The sequence below is a fragment of the Flavobacterium enshiense genome, assembly GCF_040750275.1.
Lineage (GTDB): Bacteria > Bacteroidota > Bacteroidia > Flavobacteriales > Flavobacteriaceae > Flavobacterium > Flavobacterium enshiense_B.
This window is the reverse complement of the sequence record NZ_JBDOCV010000003.1, coordinates 1-18,612: the sequence shown is the minus strand read 5'-3', so window position 1 is coordinate 18,612 and position 18,612 is coordinate 1. Positions and strand designations below refer to the sequence as shown.

General features: G+C 34.1%; 24 protein-coding genes. 2 read left to right on the top strand and 22 right to left on the bottom strand.

Annotation, left to right across the window (positions count from 1 at the left end; translation table 11 throughout):
- Window positions 1-3 precede the first annotated feature (3 nt).
- From ABGT15_RS05845 to ABGT15_RS05800, 10 genes are all read right to left on the bottom strand, one after another.
- Window positions 4-588 (bottom strand): Maf-like protein, encoded by a 585-nt coding sequence (locus tag ABGT15_RS05845; protein WP_367230491.1) that lies wholly within the window; start codon window positions 586-588, stop codon window positions 4-6.
- Entirely contained in the window at window positions 581-1,504 is a 924-nt protein-coding gene (locus ABGT15_RS05840; protein WP_367230490.1) for a geranylgeranylglycerol-phosphate geranylgeranyltransferase, read from the bottom strand. Before ABGT15_RS05840 ends, ABGT15_RS05845 begins: the two co-directional genes overlap by 8 nt.
- Window positions 1,505-1,566: 62 nt before the next feature.
- On the bottom strand, window positions 1,567-2,094 hold the full coding sequence (locus tag ABGT15_RS05835) for a KdsC family phosphatase (RefSeq protein WP_367230489.1): 528 nt from the start codon (window positions 2,092-2,094) through the stop codon (window positions 1,567-1,569).
- Window positions 2,094-2,843, bottom strand: coding sequence for a Rossmann-like and DUF2520 domain-containing protein (locus ABGT15_RS05830; RefSeq protein ID WP_367230488.1), 750 nt, complete (start codon window positions 2,841-2,843; stop codon window positions 2,094-2,096). The genes ABGT15_RS05835 and ABGT15_RS05830 overlap by 1 nt, the downstream gene beginning before the upstream one ends.
- Window positions 2,844-2,874: 31 nt before the next feature.
- Window positions 2,875-3,768: a TolB family protein gene (locus ABGT15_RS05825; RefSeq protein WP_367230487.1), complete on the bottom strand. Its 894-nt coding sequence runs from the start codon at window positions 3,766-3,768 to the stop codon at window positions 2,875-2,877.
- A 121-nt stretch (window positions 3,769-3,889) separates the two neighbouring features.
- Window positions 3,890-4,642, bottom strand: a complete 753-nt coding sequence (gene tpiA, locus ABGT15_RS05820; protein ID WP_367230486.1) for a triose-phosphate isomerase — start codon at window positions 4,640-4,642, stop codon at window positions 3,890-3,892.
- Window positions 4,642-5,151 carry a TlpA family protein disulfide reductase gene (locus ABGT15_RS05815; RefSeq protein ID WP_367230485.1) on the bottom strand — a complete coding sequence of 170 codons (510 nt, stop codon included), beginning with the start codon at window positions 5,149-5,151 and terminating at the stop codon, window positions 4,642-4,644. The genes tpiA and ABGT15_RS05815 overlap by 1 nt, the downstream gene beginning before the upstream one ends.
- Window positions 5,152-5,161: 10 nt before the next feature.
- Window positions 5,162-6,259 (bottom strand): BT_3928 family protein, encoded by a 1,098-nt coding sequence (locus ABGT15_RS05810; RefSeq protein ID WP_367230484.1) that lies wholly within the window; start codon window positions 6,257-6,259, stop codon window positions 5,162-5,164.
- Window position 6,260: 1 nt separating this feature from the next.
- Window positions 6,261-6,707 carry a GNAT family N-acetyltransferase gene (locus tag ABGT15_RS05805; RefSeq protein WP_367230483.1) on the bottom strand — a complete coding sequence of 149 codons (447 nt, stop codon included), beginning with the start codon at window positions 6,705-6,707 and terminating at the stop codon, window positions 6,261-6,263.
- 2 nt (window positions 6,708-6,709) lie between these two features.
- Window positions 6,710-7,252 (bottom strand): DUF1599 domain-containing protein, encoded by a 543-nt coding sequence (locus ABGT15_RS05800; RefSeq protein ID WP_367230482.1) that lies wholly within the window; start codon window positions 7,250-7,252, stop codon window positions 6,710-6,712.
- Window positions 7,253-7,361: 109 nt separating this feature from the next.
- On the opposite strand from ABGT15_RS05800, the gene folP reads away from it, so the two are divergent.
- Together folP and ABGT15_RS05790 are read left to right on the top strand one after the other, a co-directional pair.
- Complete coding sequence (gene folP / locus ABGT15_RS05795; protein WP_367230481.1) at window positions 7,362-8,186, top strand: dihydropteroate synthase; 825 nt, start codon at window positions 7,362-7,364, stop codon at window positions 8,184-8,186.
- Window positions 8,187-8,197: 11 nt separating this feature from the next.
- Window positions 8,198-8,818: a hypothetical protein gene (locus ABGT15_RS05790; protein WP_367230480.1), complete on the top strand. Its 621-nt coding sequence runs from the start codon at window positions 8,198-8,200 to the stop codon at window positions 8,816-8,818.
- On the opposite strand, the gene rlmH is transcribed toward ABGT15_RS05790, so the two are convergent.
- From rlmH to ABGT15_RS05730, 12 genes are all read right to left on the bottom strand, one after another.
- Window positions 8,812-9,285, bottom strand: coding sequence for a 23S rRNA (pseudouridine(1915)-N(3))-methyltransferase RlmH (rlmH, locus tag ABGT15_RS05785; RefSeq protein ID WP_367230479.1), 474 nt, complete (start codon window positions 9,283-9,285; stop codon window positions 8,812-8,814). The genes ABGT15_RS05790 and rlmH overlap by 7 nt on opposite strands.
- 53 nt (window positions 9,286-9,338) lie before the next feature.
- Window positions 9,339-9,902, bottom strand: a complete 564-nt coding sequence (locus ABGT15_RS05780) for a DUF4256 domain-containing protein (protein WP_367230478.1) — start codon at window positions 9,900-9,902, stop codon at window positions 9,339-9,341.
- A 255-nt stretch (window positions 9,903-10,157) separates the two neighbouring features.
- Window positions 10,158-11,045 carry a TlpA family protein disulfide reductase gene (locus ABGT15_RS05775; RefSeq protein WP_367230477.1) on the bottom strand — a complete coding sequence of 296 codons (888 nt, stop codon included), beginning with the start codon at window positions 11,043-11,045 and terminating at the stop codon, window positions 10,158-10,160.
- 218 nt (window positions 11,046-11,263) lie between these two features.
- Window positions 11,264-11,689: a VOC family protein gene (locus ABGT15_RS05770; RefSeq protein WP_367230476.1), complete on the bottom strand. Its 426-nt coding sequence runs from the start codon at window positions 11,687-11,689 to the stop codon at window positions 11,264-11,266.
- 703 nt (window positions 11,690-12,392) lie between these two features.
- The gene (locus ABGT15_RS05765; RefSeq protein WP_367230475.1) at window positions 12,393-13,232 is read right to left on the bottom strand and encodes an amidohydrolase family protein; all 840 of its coding nucleotides are present in this window, start codon (window positions 13,230-13,232) and stop codon (window positions 12,393-12,395) included.
- Between the two features lie 251 nt (window positions 13,233-13,483).
- Window positions 13,484-13,822, bottom strand: coding sequence for a hypothetical protein (locus tag ABGT15_RS05760; protein ID WP_367230474.1), 339 nt, complete (start codon window positions 13,820-13,822; stop codon window positions 13,484-13,486).
- Between the two features lie 213 nt (window positions 13,823-14,035).
- Window positions 14,036-14,563 (bottom strand): hypothetical protein, encoded by a 528-nt coding sequence (locus ABGT15_RS05755; RefSeq protein ID WP_367230473.1) that lies wholly within the window; start codon window positions 14,561-14,563, stop codon window positions 14,036-14,038.
- Window positions 14,564-14,727: 164 nt separating this feature from the next.
- On the bottom strand, window positions 14,728-15,336 hold the full coding sequence (locus ABGT15_RS05750) for a DUF6705 family protein (protein ID WP_367230472.1): 609 nt from the start codon (window positions 15,334-15,336) through the stop codon (window positions 14,728-14,730).
- A gap of 2 nt (window positions 15,337-15,338) precedes the next feature.
- Window positions 15,339-15,734 (bottom strand): hypothetical protein, encoded by a 396-nt coding sequence (locus tag ABGT15_RS05745; RefSeq protein WP_367230471.1) that lies wholly within the window; start codon window positions 15,732-15,734, stop codon window positions 15,339-15,341.
- Between the two features lie 41 nt (window positions 15,735-15,775).
- The gene (locus tag ABGT15_RS05740) at window positions 15,776-16,876 is read right to left on the bottom strand and encodes a hypothetical protein (RefSeq protein ID WP_367230470.1); all 1,101 of its coding nucleotides are present in this window, start codon (window positions 16,874-16,876) and stop codon (window positions 15,776-15,778) included.
- A gap of 265 nt (window positions 16,877-17,141) precedes the next feature.
- On the bottom strand, window positions 17,142-17,768 hold the full coding sequence (locus ABGT15_RS05735; RefSeq protein ID WP_367230469.1) for a hypothetical protein: 627 nt from the start codon (window positions 17,766-17,768) through the stop codon (window positions 17,142-17,144).
- Window positions 17,769-18,079: 311 nt separating this feature from the next.
- On the bottom strand, window positions 18,080-18,391 hold the full coding sequence (locus tag ABGT15_RS05730; RefSeq protein ID WP_367230467.1) for a hypothetical protein: 312 nt from the start codon (window positions 18,389-18,391) through the stop codon (window positions 18,080-18,082).
- Between the last annotated feature and the right edge of the window lie 221 nt (window positions 18,392-18,612).

Genomic DNA, 18,612 nt, shown 5'->3' with positions numbered 1-18,612 from the left:
TTACTATACAAATGTAAGCAAATGTTGATAAACTTTATCTACCGGTAAACCGACAACATTAGCATAAGAGCCGTCAATTCTTGCAATGGCAACCAAACCGATCCATTCCTGAATGCCATAGGAACCGGCTTTATCGAAAGGTTTGTAATGATCTAAATAATAGCGTATTTCGTCGTCCCTTAACACATTAAATGTTACTTTGGTGACTTCGTAAAAAGTGTCCGTTTTGCTTTTAGTCCTAATACAGACAGAAGTTATGACTTCATGCGTCTTGCCCGAAAGCGAGGCAATCATTTGGAAGGCGTCTTGGTAATCTTTTGGTTTGCCCAATGCTTTTCCTTCATGCCAGACAATAGTGTCACTGGTAACCAGAATGTCTTTTTCTGAAAGTTCTTCTGTAAAAGCATTTGCCTTTAATTCGGCTAAATAATTGGTGATGGCTTCAGCTTCCAGCGTCTCGTCATAGATTTCTTCCACCTCTTTTAAACGAATTTCGAAATCCAGATCCAATTCCTTAAAAAACTGCTGACGACGTGGTGAACCCGAAGCTAAAATAACACTATATCCTTTTAATTTTTCTCTAAGCATTCAGTTTCATATTTACGGTGATGACAACAATCGAAAGAATTCCGAAAAGTAAAACCAGTTTTAAGATTAGGCTTAGATGGTTAAAATCTTTCTTGGATTTAGCCGTCCAGATTTTGATAAGAAAATAAAGTAAAGGTGCTAAAACAAACAATAGCATATAGTACAGTACCCAATCCAAACTCAATAAATTATCGTTAATGTAAATCAGCAAAAGTGCAACAGGGATAAGTGTGATTCCGAAAACAACTTTCGCAGTTCGTTCTTTACCTAAAAGAATGGGTAAGGTGCTCATTCCGGCATTGTAATCACCATCTATATCTTCGATGTCTTTTACAATTTCCCTGATAAAGTTGATAATAAAAGCGAATACGGCATAATCAACCAATATACTGAAAAGCATTGCCATTTGCGTTCGGTTGCCTTCGTAGGTTGCCGGATATAAATCGAAAATACCCACAATGATAACACTGAAACCCAAGAGTAAAGCCACAACGATATTCCCAATCAGTAAATTTTGTTTCAAACTGGTGGCATACATATACAAAGTGCCTGCGACTACAATGAATATGGAAGCAAACATCGGTTTTTGAATAAGATTGGAAAGGTAAAAACCGATTCCTACACCAATGATGTTCAGTGCGATATAAATATTGTAGGCCATTCCTTCCGAAATGTGTTTGCCGACAATTACATTTTTGGGCTTGGCAATTTCATCCGTTTCCTGATCCATGATATTGTTGATCACGTAACCGCCAGCTGCTATCATAACCGTTGAAATAACCAGTAAAATAAACTCAAGGTCTGTTAAAGCTACAAAAGGTTCTTGTTGGTTTTTGAAGAATACGAAGTGGAAAACCAGCTGCATTAAAGCAAGCATTATTAAATTTTGAAAACGAATCAGTTTTAAGAATTTCATGGTTTTATTGAAGACTGAGTTTTAGTTTTTAGATTACTGAAAATTGTGACTGCGACTGAAAACTAATCGTATTTCGCGTCGAAATGTTCCATCCATTTGCCCTGAACTTTCATCACTTGTTCGATGACATCACGTACCGCACCCTTTCCACCGTTTTTGTGTGAAATATAAGTACTGATGCCTTTAATTTCAGGTGAAGCATCTTGCGGACAAGTAGGTAAGCCCACCAATTGCATCACATGATAATCCGGAATATCGTCACCCATGTATAAAACCTGTTCCGGTTTGATGTTGTAAATATCGGTGAACTCTTTAAACGTTTCCACCTTATCATGAACGCCTAAATGAATGTCGGTAATGCCTAAATTTCTCAAACGGATGCGAACACCTTCATTACTTCCGCCGGAAATAATACAAACGGTATAACCATTTTCAACCGCTGCTTTCATCGCATAACCGTCACGGATATTCATTTCACGCAGCATTTCGCCTGTTGGAGTTACGTGTACGGTTCCGTCTGTGAGAACGCCATCCACATCGAAAACGAAAGTGGTGATGTCATTCATGATTTCTTTATAACTTTTTGCCATTATTTATGCTGTATGGATTGTGTTAGTAAGGTATATATTGTTTTTTTATTCTCATCGTCGAGAAAAGCAAGATGCTTTTCAATGGTTTTTTGGTCGTGACGAATGGCCGGACCGGTTTGTGCTTCTTTTGGGGAAAGCGTTTTAATTTTATCGGCCGTTTCCTGAATCAGTGGAAATAAAATCTCGAACGGAACCTTGTTTTCTTCACAGATTTCATTACCTAATTGATACAAATGATTAACGAAATTGCAGGAGAAAACCGCCGCAACATGCAAACTTTGCCTTTGTTGTGAACTGATTTTGTATACTTTATCCGAAATCGATTTTCCAAGATTTTCAAGAATTGCATAATCATTCACAGCCTCTGTTTCCAGACAAAGCGGAATGTTTTTAAAATTGATTGCTTTCGATTTCGAAAAGGTCTGCAAAGGATAAAAAACACCTTTTCTGTTTTTAGGGTTAAGCTCCTCAAGTCCCATGCTTCCAGAGGTATGAACTACCAACTGATTGTCATAAGGAAGTTGATTGGAAACCTCTGCAATGGCTCCATCTGTAACTGAAATTATGGTAATGTCAGCAGGGTTGAGATGTTGAAAATCGGTTACAATTTTATTATCAGTAAGTAAATGGCTGATGTTTTCACGATGGCGCGAAAAAACCTGTTGCAGCATTACATCCTCCGTTTGTTGAAAAACCGAAATCAGATGTTGTGCGACATTGCCCGAACCGATGATGTTAACTGTAATCATGTTGCTAAAGTAGCACAAAATTACGAATTGTTTACGCTTTTGGCAGTACAGCCGATTTTTTTAATTTTTTCAGCAGCGTATTAAAATTGTCGTAGTAATAGATGTTTTCAATAAAACGCTTGTCATTTTTCTTGGATTGTCGCGCGAAATACAGACGGTTTTCTTTCTGATGGACGAACGGACAGAATTCCGCTGTTTCCGAATTGATTTCCTTGCCCAGATTTTGCGGGATGCTCCATTGGTTTTTGATTTTGAAACTGATGTACAAATCGACATCACCAAACCCTTTCGGATCGGTTGAAAAATAAATGATATACTCTTCTTTTGGTGAAATATAAGGATTGGATTCCCTTTCGTTTGTGTTTATTGGTGTGCCAATATTTACAGCCGGGGTGTATTTTCCGCTTTTAAATTCCGCAACATAAATATCGGATTTTCCGGTACCGTTTTCATTTTCCTTCATAAAATAGATGTTGCCTTTTTTGGTTATGGAGGCAAACGATTCGGAAGCTTCGGTATTAATGTCCTGCAGGTTTATCGGTTCAGACCATCCGTTTTCGGTTTTTGATATGGAATAAAGGTCGAATTTTGTTCTTTCCGGATGATTGGCTACCGGACGGTTAGACTGAAATAGCAAAGTCTTCCCATCGGGACTGAATATCGGATCAATATTTTTATAAGGCAACTGATTTGAAAAAGAAGCTTTTACCGGTTTTTGCCATTTGCCGTTTCGCTTTACACTTTCCTTTATAATCAAGGTATCTCTACCACCATTGGATTCTACCCATAAAGCACGGTTTCCATCCGGAGAAAGTGTAAAACCGAAAACCCCATCATTGGAAATAATTCCCGGTTCATAAATTTTGGCTTGCTGGGCTTGAAGGAATATAGGAGCAAAGAGTAATACGAAAGCGATTTTTTTCATAATTGATGATTTTGTCGAATAAATGTAAGGACAACCCTTTTTGTAAGAAATTGTTTTAACAGAACTTTATGGAATAAAAAAAGCCGCTCTTATGAACGGCTTCTCTTTGAAAATGTATGTTTTAAAAGGCGTCTACAATGGCAACGAAATCTTCAGCTTTTAAAGCCGCACCGCCTATTAGACCACCATCTACATCGGTTTTTGAGAAAATTTCTTTAGCGTTGTCCGGTTTTACACTTCCGCCGTAGAGAATAGAAACATTTTCTGCGGTACTTTCACCATATTTATGACGAATGGTTTCACGGATGAATTGGTGCATTTCCTGTGCTTGTTCCGGAGTTGCCGTTTCGCCGGTTCCGATAGCCCAAACGGGTTCGTAAGCTAAAACGATGTTTACCCACGCATTGGCTCCCAAATGAAACAAACCATCACGTAACTGGTTGTCCACTACGTTAAAATGCTGCTTGTTTTGACGGTCTTTTAATTCTTCACCAATGCAAAAGATCACGCGCATTTCGTGTTTTAAAGCGGTATCGACCTTATTGGCTAAAAGCGCATCAGTTTCTTTAAAATATTGACGACGTTCCGAATGTCCTAAAATTACATTTTGTACCCCTATCGATGTAAGCATATCCGCAGAAATTTCTCCGGTAAAAGCACCACCTTCTGCCTGATGCATATTTTGAGCCGCGACACCAATATTGGTATGTTCCAGCATGTGAATGGCTTGTGATAAATTCACAAATGATGGTGCAACCAGAACTTCTACTTCTTTTCCGGAAGGAAGCTGGTTTAGAATATCAGAAAGTAATTTTGCCGTTTCACCTGCATTTTTATTCATTTTCCAGTTGCCGGCAACAATATTATGTCTCATTATTTTAATGTGTTTAGAGTCGTTTGTATTTTTTCGTGATCTGTTTCAACAGCGCGGTATAAAGCAACTTTTCCGTTTTTATCTACGATAATGTAACGTGGAATCCAATCCAGATTAATAGCTTTGCCAAAGGTTCCTTTCATACCATCAGGAATTAGATAATGATCTCCTTTTAATTCGTGTTTTGAAATTCCGGACTGCCATTTTTCCTGCGTTTTATCACAGGACAAAAAGATAAAATCAACATTTGGGTTTGCCGCTTGCAGTTCTTTCAGTTTTGGCATATTCTTTACGCAATCGCCACACCAGGATGCCCAAACTTCAATTACGGTTGTTTTTCCCTGTTGCTTTTTGAGGATTTCTCCGAATGTTGTTTCGCTACCGTTTAAGGTAATTAATTTTTCGGATAGCGCCTCTTTATTGAATTCGGTTACTTCTTTCTTTTGCGTGTAGGAATAAATTCCGAAAGTAAGAACACCAAAAATTGCAGTAATAAGTATTTTTTTCATAATCAGTAAATTATAGTTTCACATCGTCAATATCATTCCAATGTTTCTTATCAACAATCGTACCTTTATGCAGGACTACGATACTGGGATTGGCTCTTTCGATGGTTTTTAAGGTTGTGGCATCGCAAAAATAATAATCGAATGAAATGTTATTTTCTTTTCGGAATTTGGCAATATCTTCAATAGGTGAGGCCGTCATTCCAATTACCTTATAACCTTTGGCTTGTGCTTTTTTAGAGAATGTTTCCAATTTTACCAAACCGTCTGCTTTCGCTTTATTCAGATCGTAGGAAACCAGCATAATTACTTTTGGCTCGTTCAGCATTTGTTCGGTAAAATCCTGACCGTCCAATTCTATGGTAAAATCGTGGATAGGAGGTACGTAGCCTTGTGTAATCAATTTGTCATCACGACGTACGAATTCGGCTCCGGCCGGTAAACTCATCAGATCTTTCTCGCCAAAATTCTGCTCTTTTCCGTTTACTTTGTACACGAAATTCATCTCGTAAACCGAACGCGCGGCTCCTTCCGGAAATTCCATGTCTTTTTGGATGTTGGTTCCGATTTTATACGCTCGGAAATCTTTCAACGGCAAATGGTTCAATACCCAATAACCCATAAAAAGACACAATGAATACGAAACAAATACAGTTAAAGCGCCCACCATCGGTTTGAAAAGCGGTTGGATGTACTTTTGTCCGAAGAATAAAATCAGAATAAATACTAATAAAGCTAAGTCTTTATAAAAAGATTCCCAAGGTGTCAATTTTAAAGCATCGCCAAAACAACCACAATCGGTAACTTTATTAAAATAAGCCGAATAGAAGGTTAAGAACGTGAAGAAAACAATCATTAATAATAAACTCCATATCGTCCATTTTGGTTTAAACCCGATTAATAATGCTACTCCTAAAACCACTTCAAAAATTACCACAAACAAAGCGATAGCTAAGGCATAAGGCACTAAAAAAGGCATGTTTAGAACACCTTCTGAAAAATATTCTTCCAATTTAAAGGAAAAACCGGTGGGGTCGTTTAATTTGATCAAACCGGAGATAATGAATAAAACACCAACTATAATTCGCGATACGTGTACTAAGTATTTCATGTTATTTTATGTTGTGATTTAACCAATTGTTATAAGTCATTTCAAATTTAATCTCTTTGGTGCCGTGTGTGCCAACTTCTGTCCAGCCTGCTTTTCGATAAAAGGCTTCTGCTCTTGTGTTGAAAGCGGTACTTAACCATACTGTTTCTTTTCCCTGTTTAAAATACCAGTCGAGCATAATCTGATGTAATGCTTTTCCAATGCCTTGTTTTTCAAAATCAGGATGAAGGAATAAAGCCCAAATGTTATTGTCTTTTAAATCCGCAATGGCGAAACCAATTATTTTATGGTTAATTTCACAAACCCAGCCTTTGCCGCGTTCGAAAAGAAATTCTTCGCAATCTTTATCGGTAACCAAATCCGGATTGGAAAGCGTATTTTCTTTTACGGAATTTCTAACCATCTGAATTTGCGGAATATCGTCGTTATGTGCTTCTCTGAAAATCATGTTTATTTTGTAAAACCCATTAAAATTAAGGCGAATGCCGAATAATTAATCATATCCTGATAATTGGCATCGATGCCTTCGGAAACTAAAGTTTTTCCTTTGTTATCTTCTATTTGTTTCACGCGAAGTAATTTCTGAAGGATTAAATCGGTTAAAGAACTTACGCGCATGTCCCGCCAAGCCTCGCCATAATCGTGATTTTTGGCTTCCATTAAGGTTTTGGTAAGCAATATTTTTTCGTCGTATAAACGAACGGCGGTTTCCCAATCTAAATCGGGTTGATCTGCAACGCCCAAGTCTAACTGAATTAATGCCATGATGCAATAGTTGATGATACCGATGAATTCTCCGGTTTCGTCTTCGTCTACTTTACGGACTTCGTTTTCCTGTAAACTTCTGATACGTTGCGCTTTGATGAATATCTGGTCGGTTAGGGAAGGCAAACGTAAAATACGCCAGGCGCTTCCGTAATCTTTCATCTTTTTGCTGTACAAATCGCGGCAGATGGCGATTACTTTATCATATTCCTGTGAGGTGTTACTCATTTTCTGGTTATCTTTGTTCTTGAATTTTCAAATGTAAAGAAATTCAAATGAAGTTCAAAGCTTATGCTGCTTTGTAACATTTTATTAGCAACCCGATTTTTGTAATATAATGACTGTCAACTGTAAAGGAAACCTTCTTGATTTGTCCACACCAAAAGTGATGGGGATTCTAAACATCACTCCCGATTCTTTTTTCGACGGCGGAAAATATAAAACCGAAGCAGATTTCCTGAATCAGACGGAAAAAATGTTGACGGAAGGTGCCGCAATTATCGATATCGGTGCTTATTCTTCACGACCGAATGCCGCTTTTGTTTCGGAAGATGAAGAAACTGAACGATTGACACCGATTGTTACTTTGCTTTCAAAAGAATTTCCCGAAGCGATATTGTCCATTGATACGTTTAGGGCAGAAGTGGCAAAAGCTGCTATTGAAAGCGGAGCATCCATTATCAACGATATTTCTGCGGGTTTGTTGGATGATAAAATGCTGAATGTAATTGCACAAACTAAAGTGCCTTATATTATGATGCACATGCGCGGAACACCTCAAACAATGACAACGCTCACGGATTATGAAGATATCGTAAAAGAAATGATTTTCTATTTTTCGGAACGAATCGCAGCTGCCAGAAGTTTGGGCATTAACGACATTATTATTGATCCTGGTTTTGGTTTTGCCAAGACATTGGAACAGAACTACGAAGTACTTCAAAAACTCGAATTGTTCCAGATGCTCGACGTTCCTTTGTTGTCTGCGGTTTCCAGAAAATCGATGATTTATAAATTATTGAACACCAGTTCGCAAGAAGCGTTAAACGGAACCACGTTTTTAAATACGGTTTCCCTGATGAAAGGTGCTAAAATCCTTCGTGTTCACGATGTAAAGGAAGCGGTGGAATGTGTTAGATTATTTGAAGTTCTACAACAATAAAATAAATTGTGATGAGAAAAATTACGTTGCTGTTGGCAAGTGTTTTACTGTTTTCGTGTGGAGAAGAAAAGAAAATTTTGCTTCCTAAAGCGGATGTAACTTTAGTGAAACAAGTTGACGATCTTTCTACAATTGATATGTTTTTTTCGGTTGAAAATAAAGATACGATTGCCGATGTCAGTAAAAATACAGTGATTACAACTACTAATTGGGTTTTTAATATTGACAAACGACTTCCGTTGAAAAGCATATTGCCGGACATCGTCAAACTTCAGGAAAAGAAACGCAAGAAATCGAAAGGTGAAGTTGCGACCACACAAAATTATTATTCGTATGCGGACAGTATCGGAAAGAATCTGGCTTTTCTCGGTTTTACCAATATTCAGTACAAACTCCAAAAGCCTGTTGAAGGAATTGTTGTGTTTATCGATAAAAAGAACCGTATTTTGGTAAACGATTCAGTAGTGGAACGTAAAGATTTGGAGAAGCACATTATCCGCATCAATCAAGATTTGAAACCGGTACATTATGGTTTTGATAAAAATATGTTGTACGGCAACTATCTTCTGAACAAGTTGTTTTTGAATGCAATGGAACTTAAAACAGTTGGCTCTGAGGAATATGTTTATTGATGATGATACGGTTCGTTTCTTAAAATTGTAAAGCCTCTGTAAAGTTGTTCGATAAAAAATAAACGTACCATCTGATGGGAAAAGGTCATTAGGGAAAGCGATATTTTGCCTTGTGCTTTTTTATATACTTCGTCGCTGAAACCATATGGGCCGCCAATTACAAAAACGAGTGTTTTTACTCCGGAATTCATTTTCTTCTGTAATTCTTCGGAAAAACCTACGCTGGAGAAAGACTTACCGTTTTCATCCAAAAGAATCAGTTGATCGGTAGGAGTGAGCTTGGCTAAAATCAGTTCCCCTTCTTTTTCTTTCTGCTGATTTTCGGATAAATTTTTTACATTTTTGATATCGGGAATGATTTCCAGATCAAATTTGATGTAAAAAGATAAGCGTTTCGTGTAATCATCGATTAAGGATTGCAGGGCTTTGTTATCTGTTTTTCCAATGGCGAGAAGTTTGATGTTCATGGATGAATTTTAGATGCAAAAATAAGTATTCTTAGTTGACGGAATATGATTATTTAAATCTTTAACAAGCCTCGAAAACCTCTGACGGCATAATATGATTCTGCACCGTTGTGATAAAGAAAGACAGTATTATACCTGAAATCACAAAAGACTGCACCGCCAAGTTTTCTTATCGCTGAAGGAGTTTTTACCCAACTGGAGCTTTTTTTGTCGAAATTTTCTAGTTGCTGTAAAGCTCTGTATTGTTCTTCGGACAGCAGTTCTATCCCCATGGCTGTGGCCATATTCACAGCGCTGTTTGCCGGTTTATTTTCTTTTCGGGATTCTAAGGCCTCATGATCGTAACAAATGCTTCTGCGACCCTTAGGAGTTTCTGCTGAACAATCATAAAAAATGTATTGATCTTCCTGTTTGTTATAGTCAACAACATCGGGTTCACCGCCGGTTCTTTCCATTTCATTGAGCGACCAAAGTTTTTCAGGATTTGCGTCCAGTTTTGCCAGCACTTTTGGCCATTCAATACCTGCATGGCGGCTCATGTTTTTCTCAAAACGGTTTTTTACTATTTTTAGTAGTTCTTCGCGTTGTTCGGTTGATAATTCCTTTTTATTTGCCATTGTTATTAGCTGTTGTTTTGATTACTATAATTTGGTATAAAAAATGAATTATCCAATGGACGACATCAAGACCTTAATACCAAAAAGGTTAGTTAATTTTAGTTCTATCAAATTTAGTATTTTTCTTAAAAATTGTATTTGTATTCAGAATAACTTTTTGGTCAATCTATGTTTTAGGATTTTGTTTATTTTTCAGTTACCGATATACACTCAAACCGCCATTTCAAAGAAAATGCTGTTAACTGTAGGTAAAAATTAATATCCAAAAATTTGAATTAATTGATTTTCTAATTCTTTTTTATTTAACTCTCCACTTGCTTTCCATTTGCCGATAATTATTCCATTCTTGTCAATTAGTACTTTATGAGGAATTCCGTTAACAAAGTATTCTTGTTTGATTGAACTATTGTTTTGTAGCGTTGAAAAATGTTTCCAATCTTCTATTTTTTCTTTAGTAATTGCATTTTCTAAGTTTTTCAAGTCTTCGTCAATTGAAATGCTAATTATTTCAAAATCTTGTGCTTTATATTTCTCTTTTAATGATTTCAGAAACGGTATTTCTTCACGGCACGGAGCACACCAACTAGCCCAGAAATCTATTAAAACATATTTTTTTTGATAAAAATTCTGAAGTGAAATATCCTGTTTGTAAATATCAACACCTGAAAATTTAGGAGCCACACTGCCAACCATGCTTTGTTTGAAAAACTTTAATTTTTCAGCCATTTTTTTTCCGGTTTCACTTTCCTTTATTTCTTTTGAAGAATTGTTATAAACATATTCAAATTCTTTATAAAAATTCTTTCCTCTTTGTCTTGCAACTTGAAGGTAAACAAGATTGAAACTATAAGAGCATGATGGGTTTTTTATACAGTAGTTAATATCTGTTTTTAATTCTTCAATATCGTTTTTATCGGAAACATTGTAAAGTGAATCTAATGAAAGCATCAAAAATTCTGTCTTATCGGAATTAATTTCTTCTTTGATTTTAGCATTTTGGCTTTTTATTAGAATTCCAATGGAATCACGTATGAAATTTGTTCTTGAATGCAGTTTGTCTAATTCTATAATTGCTTGTTTATCAATTTTTTGTGCATGAGAAATTGTAACCAAAAGAAGGAATATAAAGTAAAAGATTCTCATTTTTTTACGATTTTCAATTGTTTACGGCTAATACCGCACCAGTTTTGTCCTGTAGCGGATGATTTATTGCAGCTGATTGTAAATGTATTAAGAGTTGAAAGGCAAAAGCTCAATTTAATATAGGAATGTAAACACCGACCATTCCAAAAAAATGTCAAGCCCCGACATTTCATATAACCGCTGTCAGGCATTTGTTGTTTTTTGCCTATATTTCTCCGTTATATTTTGGGGTCAAAATCTACTATCCATTCAATACCGAATTTGTCTCGAAACATTCCAAAGCATGAACCTTCAGGGTTGTCTACAATAGGCACTTCTACACTCCCGTTTGATGAAAGGCCATTAAATAATTTGTAAGCTTCTTCACGATTTTCTGCACTTACTGATATTTTAGACCTGTTTTCATTTTCATTAACTTTTCCCATAAACTCAGGTACATCATTACCAATTAAAACGTTTTTGCCAATTGGTAAAGCAATGTGCATTATCTTATTTGCCTCATTTTCTGCTACTGGATATTCAGGGGTTGATATCTCTTTGAAACGTATAATTTTTGCAAATTCTCCCCCAAATACAGATTTGTAAAAATTGAATGCTTCTTCGGCATTTCCGTTGAAGTTAATGTGCGGATTGATAAGTGCCATGAATTATATTTTTAAATTGTTTTTGTTTCTTATTTCAAATGTATGAGAAAAGGTATTGTAAAATATTGAAAGAGAAAACCTTACTTCTTTGAAGAAGTGCAAACAAGGAAGTTTCCTTGTGCAAACTGAACTTAACAATTCTACCAAACTGTTGTTAGCAGCTGGCAAGATTTTAGGTTTTAAAACTAAATTGATAATATTCTGTTTTATCAATTTTTATTTATTGTATTACGCATAATTTTTTTATATAATTTGACGAGAAAATATACAATAGCAGCAAAAAGTACCACAAGAAATGTTTGCCACAAAAGCAAACCAATGCTAAAATCAGTTGTTAATTTTTCCATATTTTAAAAGTTCATTTTTTAAAGTTTATTATTTTGAGTATAAAATTTATCGAGTTTCACTTTTTCAAGTACCACAATTATGTGCAACCTTTTTAAGTTTCAATTTCATAAATTTAATATGATGTTTATCGCCTTAAGTATTTGATGTTTTATTATTTGCGTTCCGTTTTTTCATCACTTCCGGCTAACGTCCCGCCGGCTTTAAAAGAGGCAAAGATTTGTTACCGATGTTTGCAAATATACCGAAAAGTTAGAAAGGAAAAAGATAAAAATTAACACTAAAGTGCTAACACAAACTCTTTCAAATATCCATCGGTTTTAGCCATTGTTTAAAACCGCTGTTAACGGCTGTGCTTTCATTTTTTAAAGAATTGTTCTGCATTTTTGTAGAATATTTTTTCTTTTTGCTCTGAAGATAAAAAGTCAAGTTTATTAACTGATTCAATTGCTTGTTTGATGTCACCATTATCGGATCCAAACATTAATCTATTTTCTAAACCCGCATCGATTAATCTTTTCATAGTAGCGTAAAAATCTTTGTGGGGAACAATATAAGGATTTGAAATAGCGGATATGTCGGTGTATACATTTCGATAAACACTCATAATTGCTATAGTTTCTTCTAAAAAAGGACTGCCTGCATGCATAATCCAAATTTTTAACTTCGGAAATTTTAATATTAAATCTTCCATTAAGATTGGACTTCCTAAACTTACTTTAAAATTTGGACAGCCATGATTAGGACCTGCTAATCCTGTATGAATACCAACAGGGAGATTGTATTTTTCAGCTAATGCATAATATGGGTATAATAATTTATCTGATGGTGAAATTCCGTAATATTGGCTTAGTATTTCTCCAATGAAATCAATTTTTCCATTATTAATTTGTTGTTCTACCCATTTAATATCTGGCAATTCTTTTCCATCCGAAAAACAAAGTCGGTTAACATATGGGACTTTTCCATTTGGACAGGGAAGCATTAATCCATATAGTAATTCAATTTTGTGTTTATCTCGATAAGTTTCTTGTAGGTCCCAAGAAGTACTTATGGCTGCTTTGTAGACACCAGAATTTTCTAGTAGTTTCATTTGAATGCTTGGGTCTGCTTCACCATGAATGTGTGTGTCGAATATTTTTTGAGAATAAACATTAAAAAATCCAAAAAGTAATGAGATTAGGATTAATTTTTTCATAATGCTACATTTTATATTTTTTGACAACATTGAATTCTTCCAATTTTAGCTGCACTGTTGTTAACGTTTTGCGGCTTTAAACAATAGTTATGATTTGACACTGGCTTTCACAAATTTACCGAAAGTTAGAAAGAAAGATGAAAATTAGCGCTGAAGTGTGAACACAAACTATTCCAAATATATATATTGGTTTTAGCCATTGTTTAAACCGCTGTTAGCCATTCGGTTTTATGTTATCATAGATTAAATCATTAAGTTTTGATCTTATTTGATATTCCTCGATAGATAATATAAAATATCGATGTGATTAACGTTATTATTAAACCCATTATCCACAATCCCAAGAAAAGTGATACAACAGGTAATAAACATTTAGTTTCAATATATTTTGAATCAGAGATAACTTCTCTTTGATTTTGTAAAAAATTAATTAAAAAAGGGAATAAAAAATATATAAAAAGTATAATAATTGTAATAAAGCTTTTACTTTTTTTAATTTTATTGCTGTCAATACGGATATACAATATAAATTGTAAAATTGGTATTGAAACGAAAAGTAATAAAATCAAGTAAGGGGCTAATTTTTCCATTTATCACGCTTTTTTTTCAAATCATTCTTTTTAGTAATCTATGATAAACGGACTGCTTAACGTCCCGCTGGCTTTATAAAGTAGCGGAAACTTATTACTGATGCTTACAAATATACCGAAAAAGTTTTAAAGAAAATTTGAAAAATAGGAGAGAAGTGCAAACACCGGATCATCCAATTATGCACCGGCGCAAGCCATTTATTAAAACCGCTGTTAGGCGCTGTTTTTTCTAAGAAGTTTACGATAAAATTCCTTTTCTTTTCTAAGTTTCCTTTTTTCAGAAGTTGAAAGTTTTAAGGTTTCGTAATTTAATAGAAATTTTACGAGAATGGGTGGATCGATTCCTTCAAACTTACTAACATTACGAGTTGTGCATTCACAGTTTGAACTTTTCAATTTTAAAATATGAATTGTTAGATTTCCATCTTTAATCTTAAGCACTTTGTTTTGCTTGAATAATTCATTTTCATTGTAGTGACCTGAATTTTTTTGTTCAGGAATAAACATTTTGCAACATAATTGTGCGTCGTAGTCATCACCTAAAATAAGCATAGATGATTTACTTGACTCTAAATTGAATGAATTTGAATTCATGTCAACAATGAAAAAGCTGTCCTCAGAATCTATCCAGTTTCGTTCATATTTACTAATCCAAATGGCGTATGAATATTCGTTTGAAGTTTGACCAACTCCAGATTGAATGATTAAAAAGACAAAAATAAAATTGTATAATAATTTCATATTTAGTGAGTTCGATCAAAATAGCGCCTAACGTCCCGGGGCTTGCTGACAGTAGCGGGTAAGTTTACCAATTTTTTATTTATCGCTAACCATTACAAATACAATAGCGGCTTTCAGTTTTCCTAAAAGCCGCTATTGCAGCAAACCCTTGTTGTAAGTGGTTTTTAATTTTGTTTAACTAATATGTAATGTCCAGCAGGAACTCTTGTAGTTTGAGGTGAAGTGTCGTTTGGAATTAAAGATGTCCCCATTTGTAAATCAAAAATCATTTTATCATTTGGTAAATTCTCTTGGTAACCAATATACGCATCAGTCATCATATAATCTCTTTCAGGGTCTTTAAAATGAATACGTACTCTTTTGAATATTTCATCGCAGTCATTACAAATGGGTCTGTAAAAGTGTTTTAAAAGATAATTTCCACTTATAAAATGATTGCGTGAATTTATTGATGAATCTTGTAAGCGGGGGAGTGTATTGACAATTTCAACCCCGTTTTCAATATATTGATATTCGCCTATTAAAATGTCTTCATAAAAATTCTTTGATGGATTAAAATTGTTATATTTTTTTTGAATAATTATTTTTAAAGAGGTCATGCCGTTAGTATAAAGCCATGTTCCAACATACCGATCCAATTGATTGTTAGTATCTTTATAGTAAACACCTGGAATTCGACTATAATTATCATTGTCAATATTTACAATTTGTGCTTTACAAGAAGATAATGAAATTATAAATACCATTATCATATAATAAATATTATTTTTCATAATTAATTGCATGGTTTTTGGGTTACTATGTTGTTTTCATTTTCTAATCTATTCCATGTTGTAAAATCTGAATCAGCTTTATATAATGATATGCTAGAACCAAGGAGGGAATTTATAGTTTCTAACATATTTTTTTCATTCTTTCCAGCTGTAATTATACTGTTACCTAAACTATCAAACTGCCACTTTTTATGAATTGATTCAAAATTTTCTAAAAAATCTGCTTTCGTAAACTCATTTAATAGTATTGATTCCATCTTTGTTTTAAATGCGTTCCAGTCTTTAATTTTTAGGGCATAAGTACCAAAACCAGTTGCGACAGTAATTACAAAGTTTGAATAATCAACAGATGTCCCATTACTATAAGTTGAATTTCCGAAATTATGAGTTTTAATCATATTGTAAAACAAAATTACATCCCCGTGAGAGAACATATCTGTTAACCCGCATGAAACTGGATGACTGTGAAATTGCCAATCATGTTTGCTGAAGGGAAAAAATTAATTTTACTGCAATTTGAGGCACTGTTAGGTGCCTCCGCAATATTAAATGAGTTTGTTGTAGGGCTGTAAGTTAATTTAAATCCTTTTTCAAAATTTCCATTTTCGGCATCATGTTGATTTTGTTCTAAAGCTTCCTTGAAAGAATTTACTGGGTTAAGTTGTGTGGTTTCAATTAACTTTTTAAGCTTTAGGCAATTCGTTTCATTAATAATTTTATATTCCTCAAATTCAGGTAGATTTGGAGATGTTATAATTGGGTCTTCTTCTGGATTAGGATCGTGTCCTCCTTCATAATTTTCTCCTGTGTCAGAACCATCTGAAGGATTTGGATTTGTAGGATCGCTATTAGTTGGAGGTTCTCCACCTACTCCAGAAGGAAAGCATACAGTTTCAATGCTATAATAAGATGTTACACACTGATCACTATTTGCAATATGGTCACTGTTATAGCTTCCACCTGTGACTTCACACATAGGAAAATAATAAGTCATACAAGTTTCTCCTGAAGGATACAGTTTTGAATTTGGCGAAACAATATTATTATTGTATACAATTGGAGTAATAATTGTATTAGCTTCATTATAATTTGAAGAAAGCAAAAGGCTGTTATTTGTAATAGGGATGTTGTATTTTACTATGTAAGCTTTTGTAATATTATTTGGTTGGTTTTCAATGATGAGATTTTCAAAATAATCATCAGAAATTAACTCTCTTGTAATATTAAATGTATAGGAAACACCTTGTTCACTTTCTATAATTATGGCTGGTTTATCAGTAATAATAAATCCATATTCTTCTTCCATAACAGTTTTTCCTATCGCCGAGGTTGAAATTTTCTTTTTACTTTTTGGTAATTTATTGAAAGAATTAACAAATTTTTCGTCTGACATTAATTCATCAAATGTCTTTTCATACATTTTTAAATTCTGTTTGTGGTTGTGTTGGTCAATTACGTCTTCTTGTAATTCACACCCGACAATAATTAAGCCAGAAAGTAAAAGTGATAAATAAAATAAATTCTTTAGTTTTTTCTTCATAATTGAAACGTTGTTTGGTTTATAAAAATAGATTAAAGTATTAAATAATTGTATTAATTTTCTGTAATCTTTGTGTAAAATCACTTACAACGTCCCGCCGGCTTTATGTCAGTGGCGGATTTTTTATTACTGACGTTTACAAATATACCGAAAAGAGTGAAAGAAAAACGTGAATTTTAATACAAAAAGTGCGAGCAAAAACTTTCCCAAAAAATCCCAAGCCCCGCCATTGCATAAAACCGCTGTTAGCTGTAGCTTTTGTTATTTAAAATTTTTTTTCACCTACTTTTATATCTCCATCTTCCATATCTGCGTATTTGTATTTAATTGTGTTATCAGATATTTTCAAAACTAACTTATTAGAGTCAAATAGATTTTCAGGTATAATACTCATGGTTTCATGGATCGGAAAGTTGAAGATTTCAACAAATTTATTTTTGTCAAGCGTCATTATGCGATATGTATTAAGGCTTGAAAAATCAGCCCAATCTACTGCATAACCAAATTCATCTTTTCCATCTCCATTAATATCGCCTAGATTTGAAAACAAGTAAACACCTTTTTGTTGGTAATTTTCTGTAACTACTAGTTTATCAATTGACTTATCACTTGAATATAAAATTGAAATTGGTTTGTTTTTTACCGTTAATTCTAAATCGTTATCCCAATCTAAACTATCATGTATTTTATTAATCTCTTGTTTTGTTGCGCTGTTTTGGTATGATTCAAAAATTGTGTCATCGATTTTATCTCCATCAAAATCTCCAACAATAGAATATCGTTTATCAAGTTTTAAAAATCTTGGTTTTTCACTTTTCTTTACCGATAATTTTTCATTACAAGAAAAGAAAAGGATTAGTAAAATTACTGATATTGATATTTTTACGGTCATTTTTAGTAAAGTTACAGCTAACGTCCACCGGCTTTATAAAGTGGCGGATTTTTATTATTGTTGCTTACAAATATACCGAAAAGAGTAAAAAGAAAAAACCTCACTTCGGAGAAGAATTGCAAACACTGGCTCTTTCAAATACACACTGGCCATAGCCATTTTATAAAACCGTTGTTATAAGCTGCCATTTTTATTTGTCACTTATTAATCTCAATTCAGCTAAGACTTTGTTTCCTTCTTCAAATAATGCAATCCAATTTGATGAATCGTTTTCAAAATTTTCCATTTTTTCGGTAGCACTATAAATCCCTTTATTTGTAAGTAGATAAAAAAATTACTTCGTTTTTATTTGGTAAACTTGGCTCTTCGACTTTGTCAGTTTTATTTAGATAAGTTTCTCCTAATTTTACAAATTCTTTTGCTGCGGAACTTACATTTTGATGTTGCCCACCACCAATTACTCCGCCCCCAGAGCTCAAATACAAACTTGCATCCCCAGTAATGTATGATATTGTTGTAGCAGTTGCTCCACCCATTTCCCAATCCATAATTATTCCATAGACTTCAGTTTTGTCATTTTGTAATGAAAGTCCAAGTTGCTCAGGTGACACAGAAAAAGCCATTTTTCTAAGTTCAGGAAAAGTGTTTTCCTGTGTTTTTATAGTTTTTGGTTCAGATAAAACTTTTCATTTGAAGCGGATTTGTTTCTACAACTATTTAAAAATAATATGATTGCTATAGATAATATGATTCCGATTAAAATATATGTCATTTTCATTTTTGCGTAAAGTTTTGTAATGGTTGCTTATAACGTCCCGCCGGCTTTGTGAAGGCGGGGATTTTT

What these genes read in the sequence shown, in the direction of transcription:
- ABGT15_RS05845 (WP_367230491.1), bottom strand. Translation starts at nt 588, where the DNA reads ATGCTTAGAGAAAAATTAAAAGGATATAGTGTTATTTTAGCTTCGGGT.
- ABGT15_RS05840 (WP_367230490.1), bottom strand. Translation starts at nt 1,504, where the DNA reads ATGAAATTCTTAAAACTGATTCGTTTTCAAAATTTAATAATGCTTGCT.
- ABGT15_RS05835 (WP_367230489.1), bottom strand. Translation starts at nt 2,094, where the DNA reads ATGGCAAAAAGTTATAAAGAAATCATGAATGACATCACCACTTTCGTT.
- ABGT15_RS05830 (WP_367230488.1), bottom strand. Translation starts at nt 2,843, where the DNA reads ATGATTACAGTTAACATCATCGGTTCGGGCAATGTCGCACAACATCTG.
- ABGT15_RS05825 (WP_367230487.1), bottom strand. Translation starts at nt 3,768, where the DNA reads ATGAAAAAAATCGCTTTCGTATTACTCTTTGCTCCTATATTCCTTCAA.
- tpiA (WP_367230486.1), bottom strand. Translation starts at nt 4,642, where the DNA reads ATGAGACATAATATTGTTGCCGGCAACTGGAAAATGAATAAAAATGCA.
- ABGT15_RS05815 (WP_367230485.1), bottom strand. Translation starts at nt 5,151, where the DNA reads ATGAAAAAAATACTTATTACTGCAATTTTTGGTGTTCTTACTTTCGGA.
- ABGT15_RS05810 (WP_367230484.1), bottom strand. Translation starts at nt 6,259, where the DNA reads ATGAAATACTTAGTACACGTATCGCGAATTATAGTTGGTGTTTTATTC.
- ABGT15_RS05805 (WP_367230483.1), bottom strand. Translation starts at nt 6,707, where the DNA reads ATGATTTTCAGAGAAGCACATAACGACGATATTCCGCAAATTCAGATG.
- ABGT15_RS05800 (WP_367230482.1), bottom strand. Translation starts at nt 7,252, where the DNA reads ATGAGTAACACCTCACAGGAATATGATAAAGTAATCGCCATCTGCCGC.
- folP (WP_367230481.1), top strand. Translation starts at nt 7,362, where the DNA reads ATGACTGTCAACTGTAAAGGAAACCTTCTTGATTTGTCCACACCAAAA.
- ABGT15_RS05790 (WP_367230480.1), top strand. Translation starts at nt 8,198, where the DNA reads ATGAGAAAAATTACGTTGCTGTTGGCAAGTGTTTTACTGTTTTCGTGT.
- rlmH (WP_367230479.1), bottom strand. Translation starts at nt 9,285, where the DNA reads ATGAACATCAAACTTCTCGCCATTGGAAAAACAGATAACAAAGCCCTG.
- ABGT15_RS05780 (WP_367230478.1), bottom strand. Translation starts at nt 9,902, where the DNA reads ATGGCAAATAAAAAGGAATTATCAACCGAACAACGCGAAGAACTACTA.
- ABGT15_RS05775 (WP_367230477.1), bottom strand. Translation starts at nt 11,045, where the DNA reads ATGAGAATCTTTTACTTTATATTCCTTCTTTTGGTTACAATTTCTCAT.
- ABGT15_RS05770 (WP_367230476.1), bottom strand. Translation starts at nt 11,689, where the DNA reads ATGGCACTTATCAATCCGCACATTAACTTCAACGGAAATGCCGAAGAA.
- ABGT15_RS05765 (WP_367230475.1), bottom strand. Translation starts at nt 13,232, where the DNA reads ATGAAAAAATTAATCCTAATCTCATTACTTTTTGGATTTTTTAATGTT.
- ABGT15_RS05760 (WP_367230474.1), bottom strand. Translation starts at nt 13,822, where the DNA reads ATGGAAAAATTAGCCCCTTACTTGATTTTATTACTTTTCGTTTCAATA.
- ABGT15_RS05755 (WP_367230473.1), bottom strand. Translation starts at nt 14,563, where the DNA reads ATGAAATTATTATACAATTTTATTTTTGTCTTTTTAATCATTCAATCT.
- ABGT15_RS05750 (WP_367230472.1), bottom strand. Translation starts at nt 15,336, where the DNA reads ATGAAAAATAATATTTATTATATGATAATGGTATTTATAATTTCATTA.
- ABGT15_RS05745 (WP_367230471.1), bottom strand. Translation starts at nt 15,734, where the DNA reads ATGATTAAAACTCATAATTTCGGAAATTCAACTTATAGTAATGGGACA.
- ABGT15_RS05740 (WP_367230470.1), bottom strand. Translation starts at nt 16,876, where the DNA reads ATGAAGAAAAAACTAAAGAATTTATTTTATTTATCACTTTTACTTTCT.
- ABGT15_RS05735 (WP_367230469.1), bottom strand. Translation starts at nt 17,768, where the DNA reads ATGACCGTAAAAATATCAATATCAGTAATTTTACTAATCCTTTTCTTT.
- ABGT15_RS05730 (WP_367230467.1), bottom strand. Translation starts at nt 18,391, where the DNA reads ATGGCTTTTTCTGTGTCACCTGAGCAACTTGGACTTTCATTACAAAAT.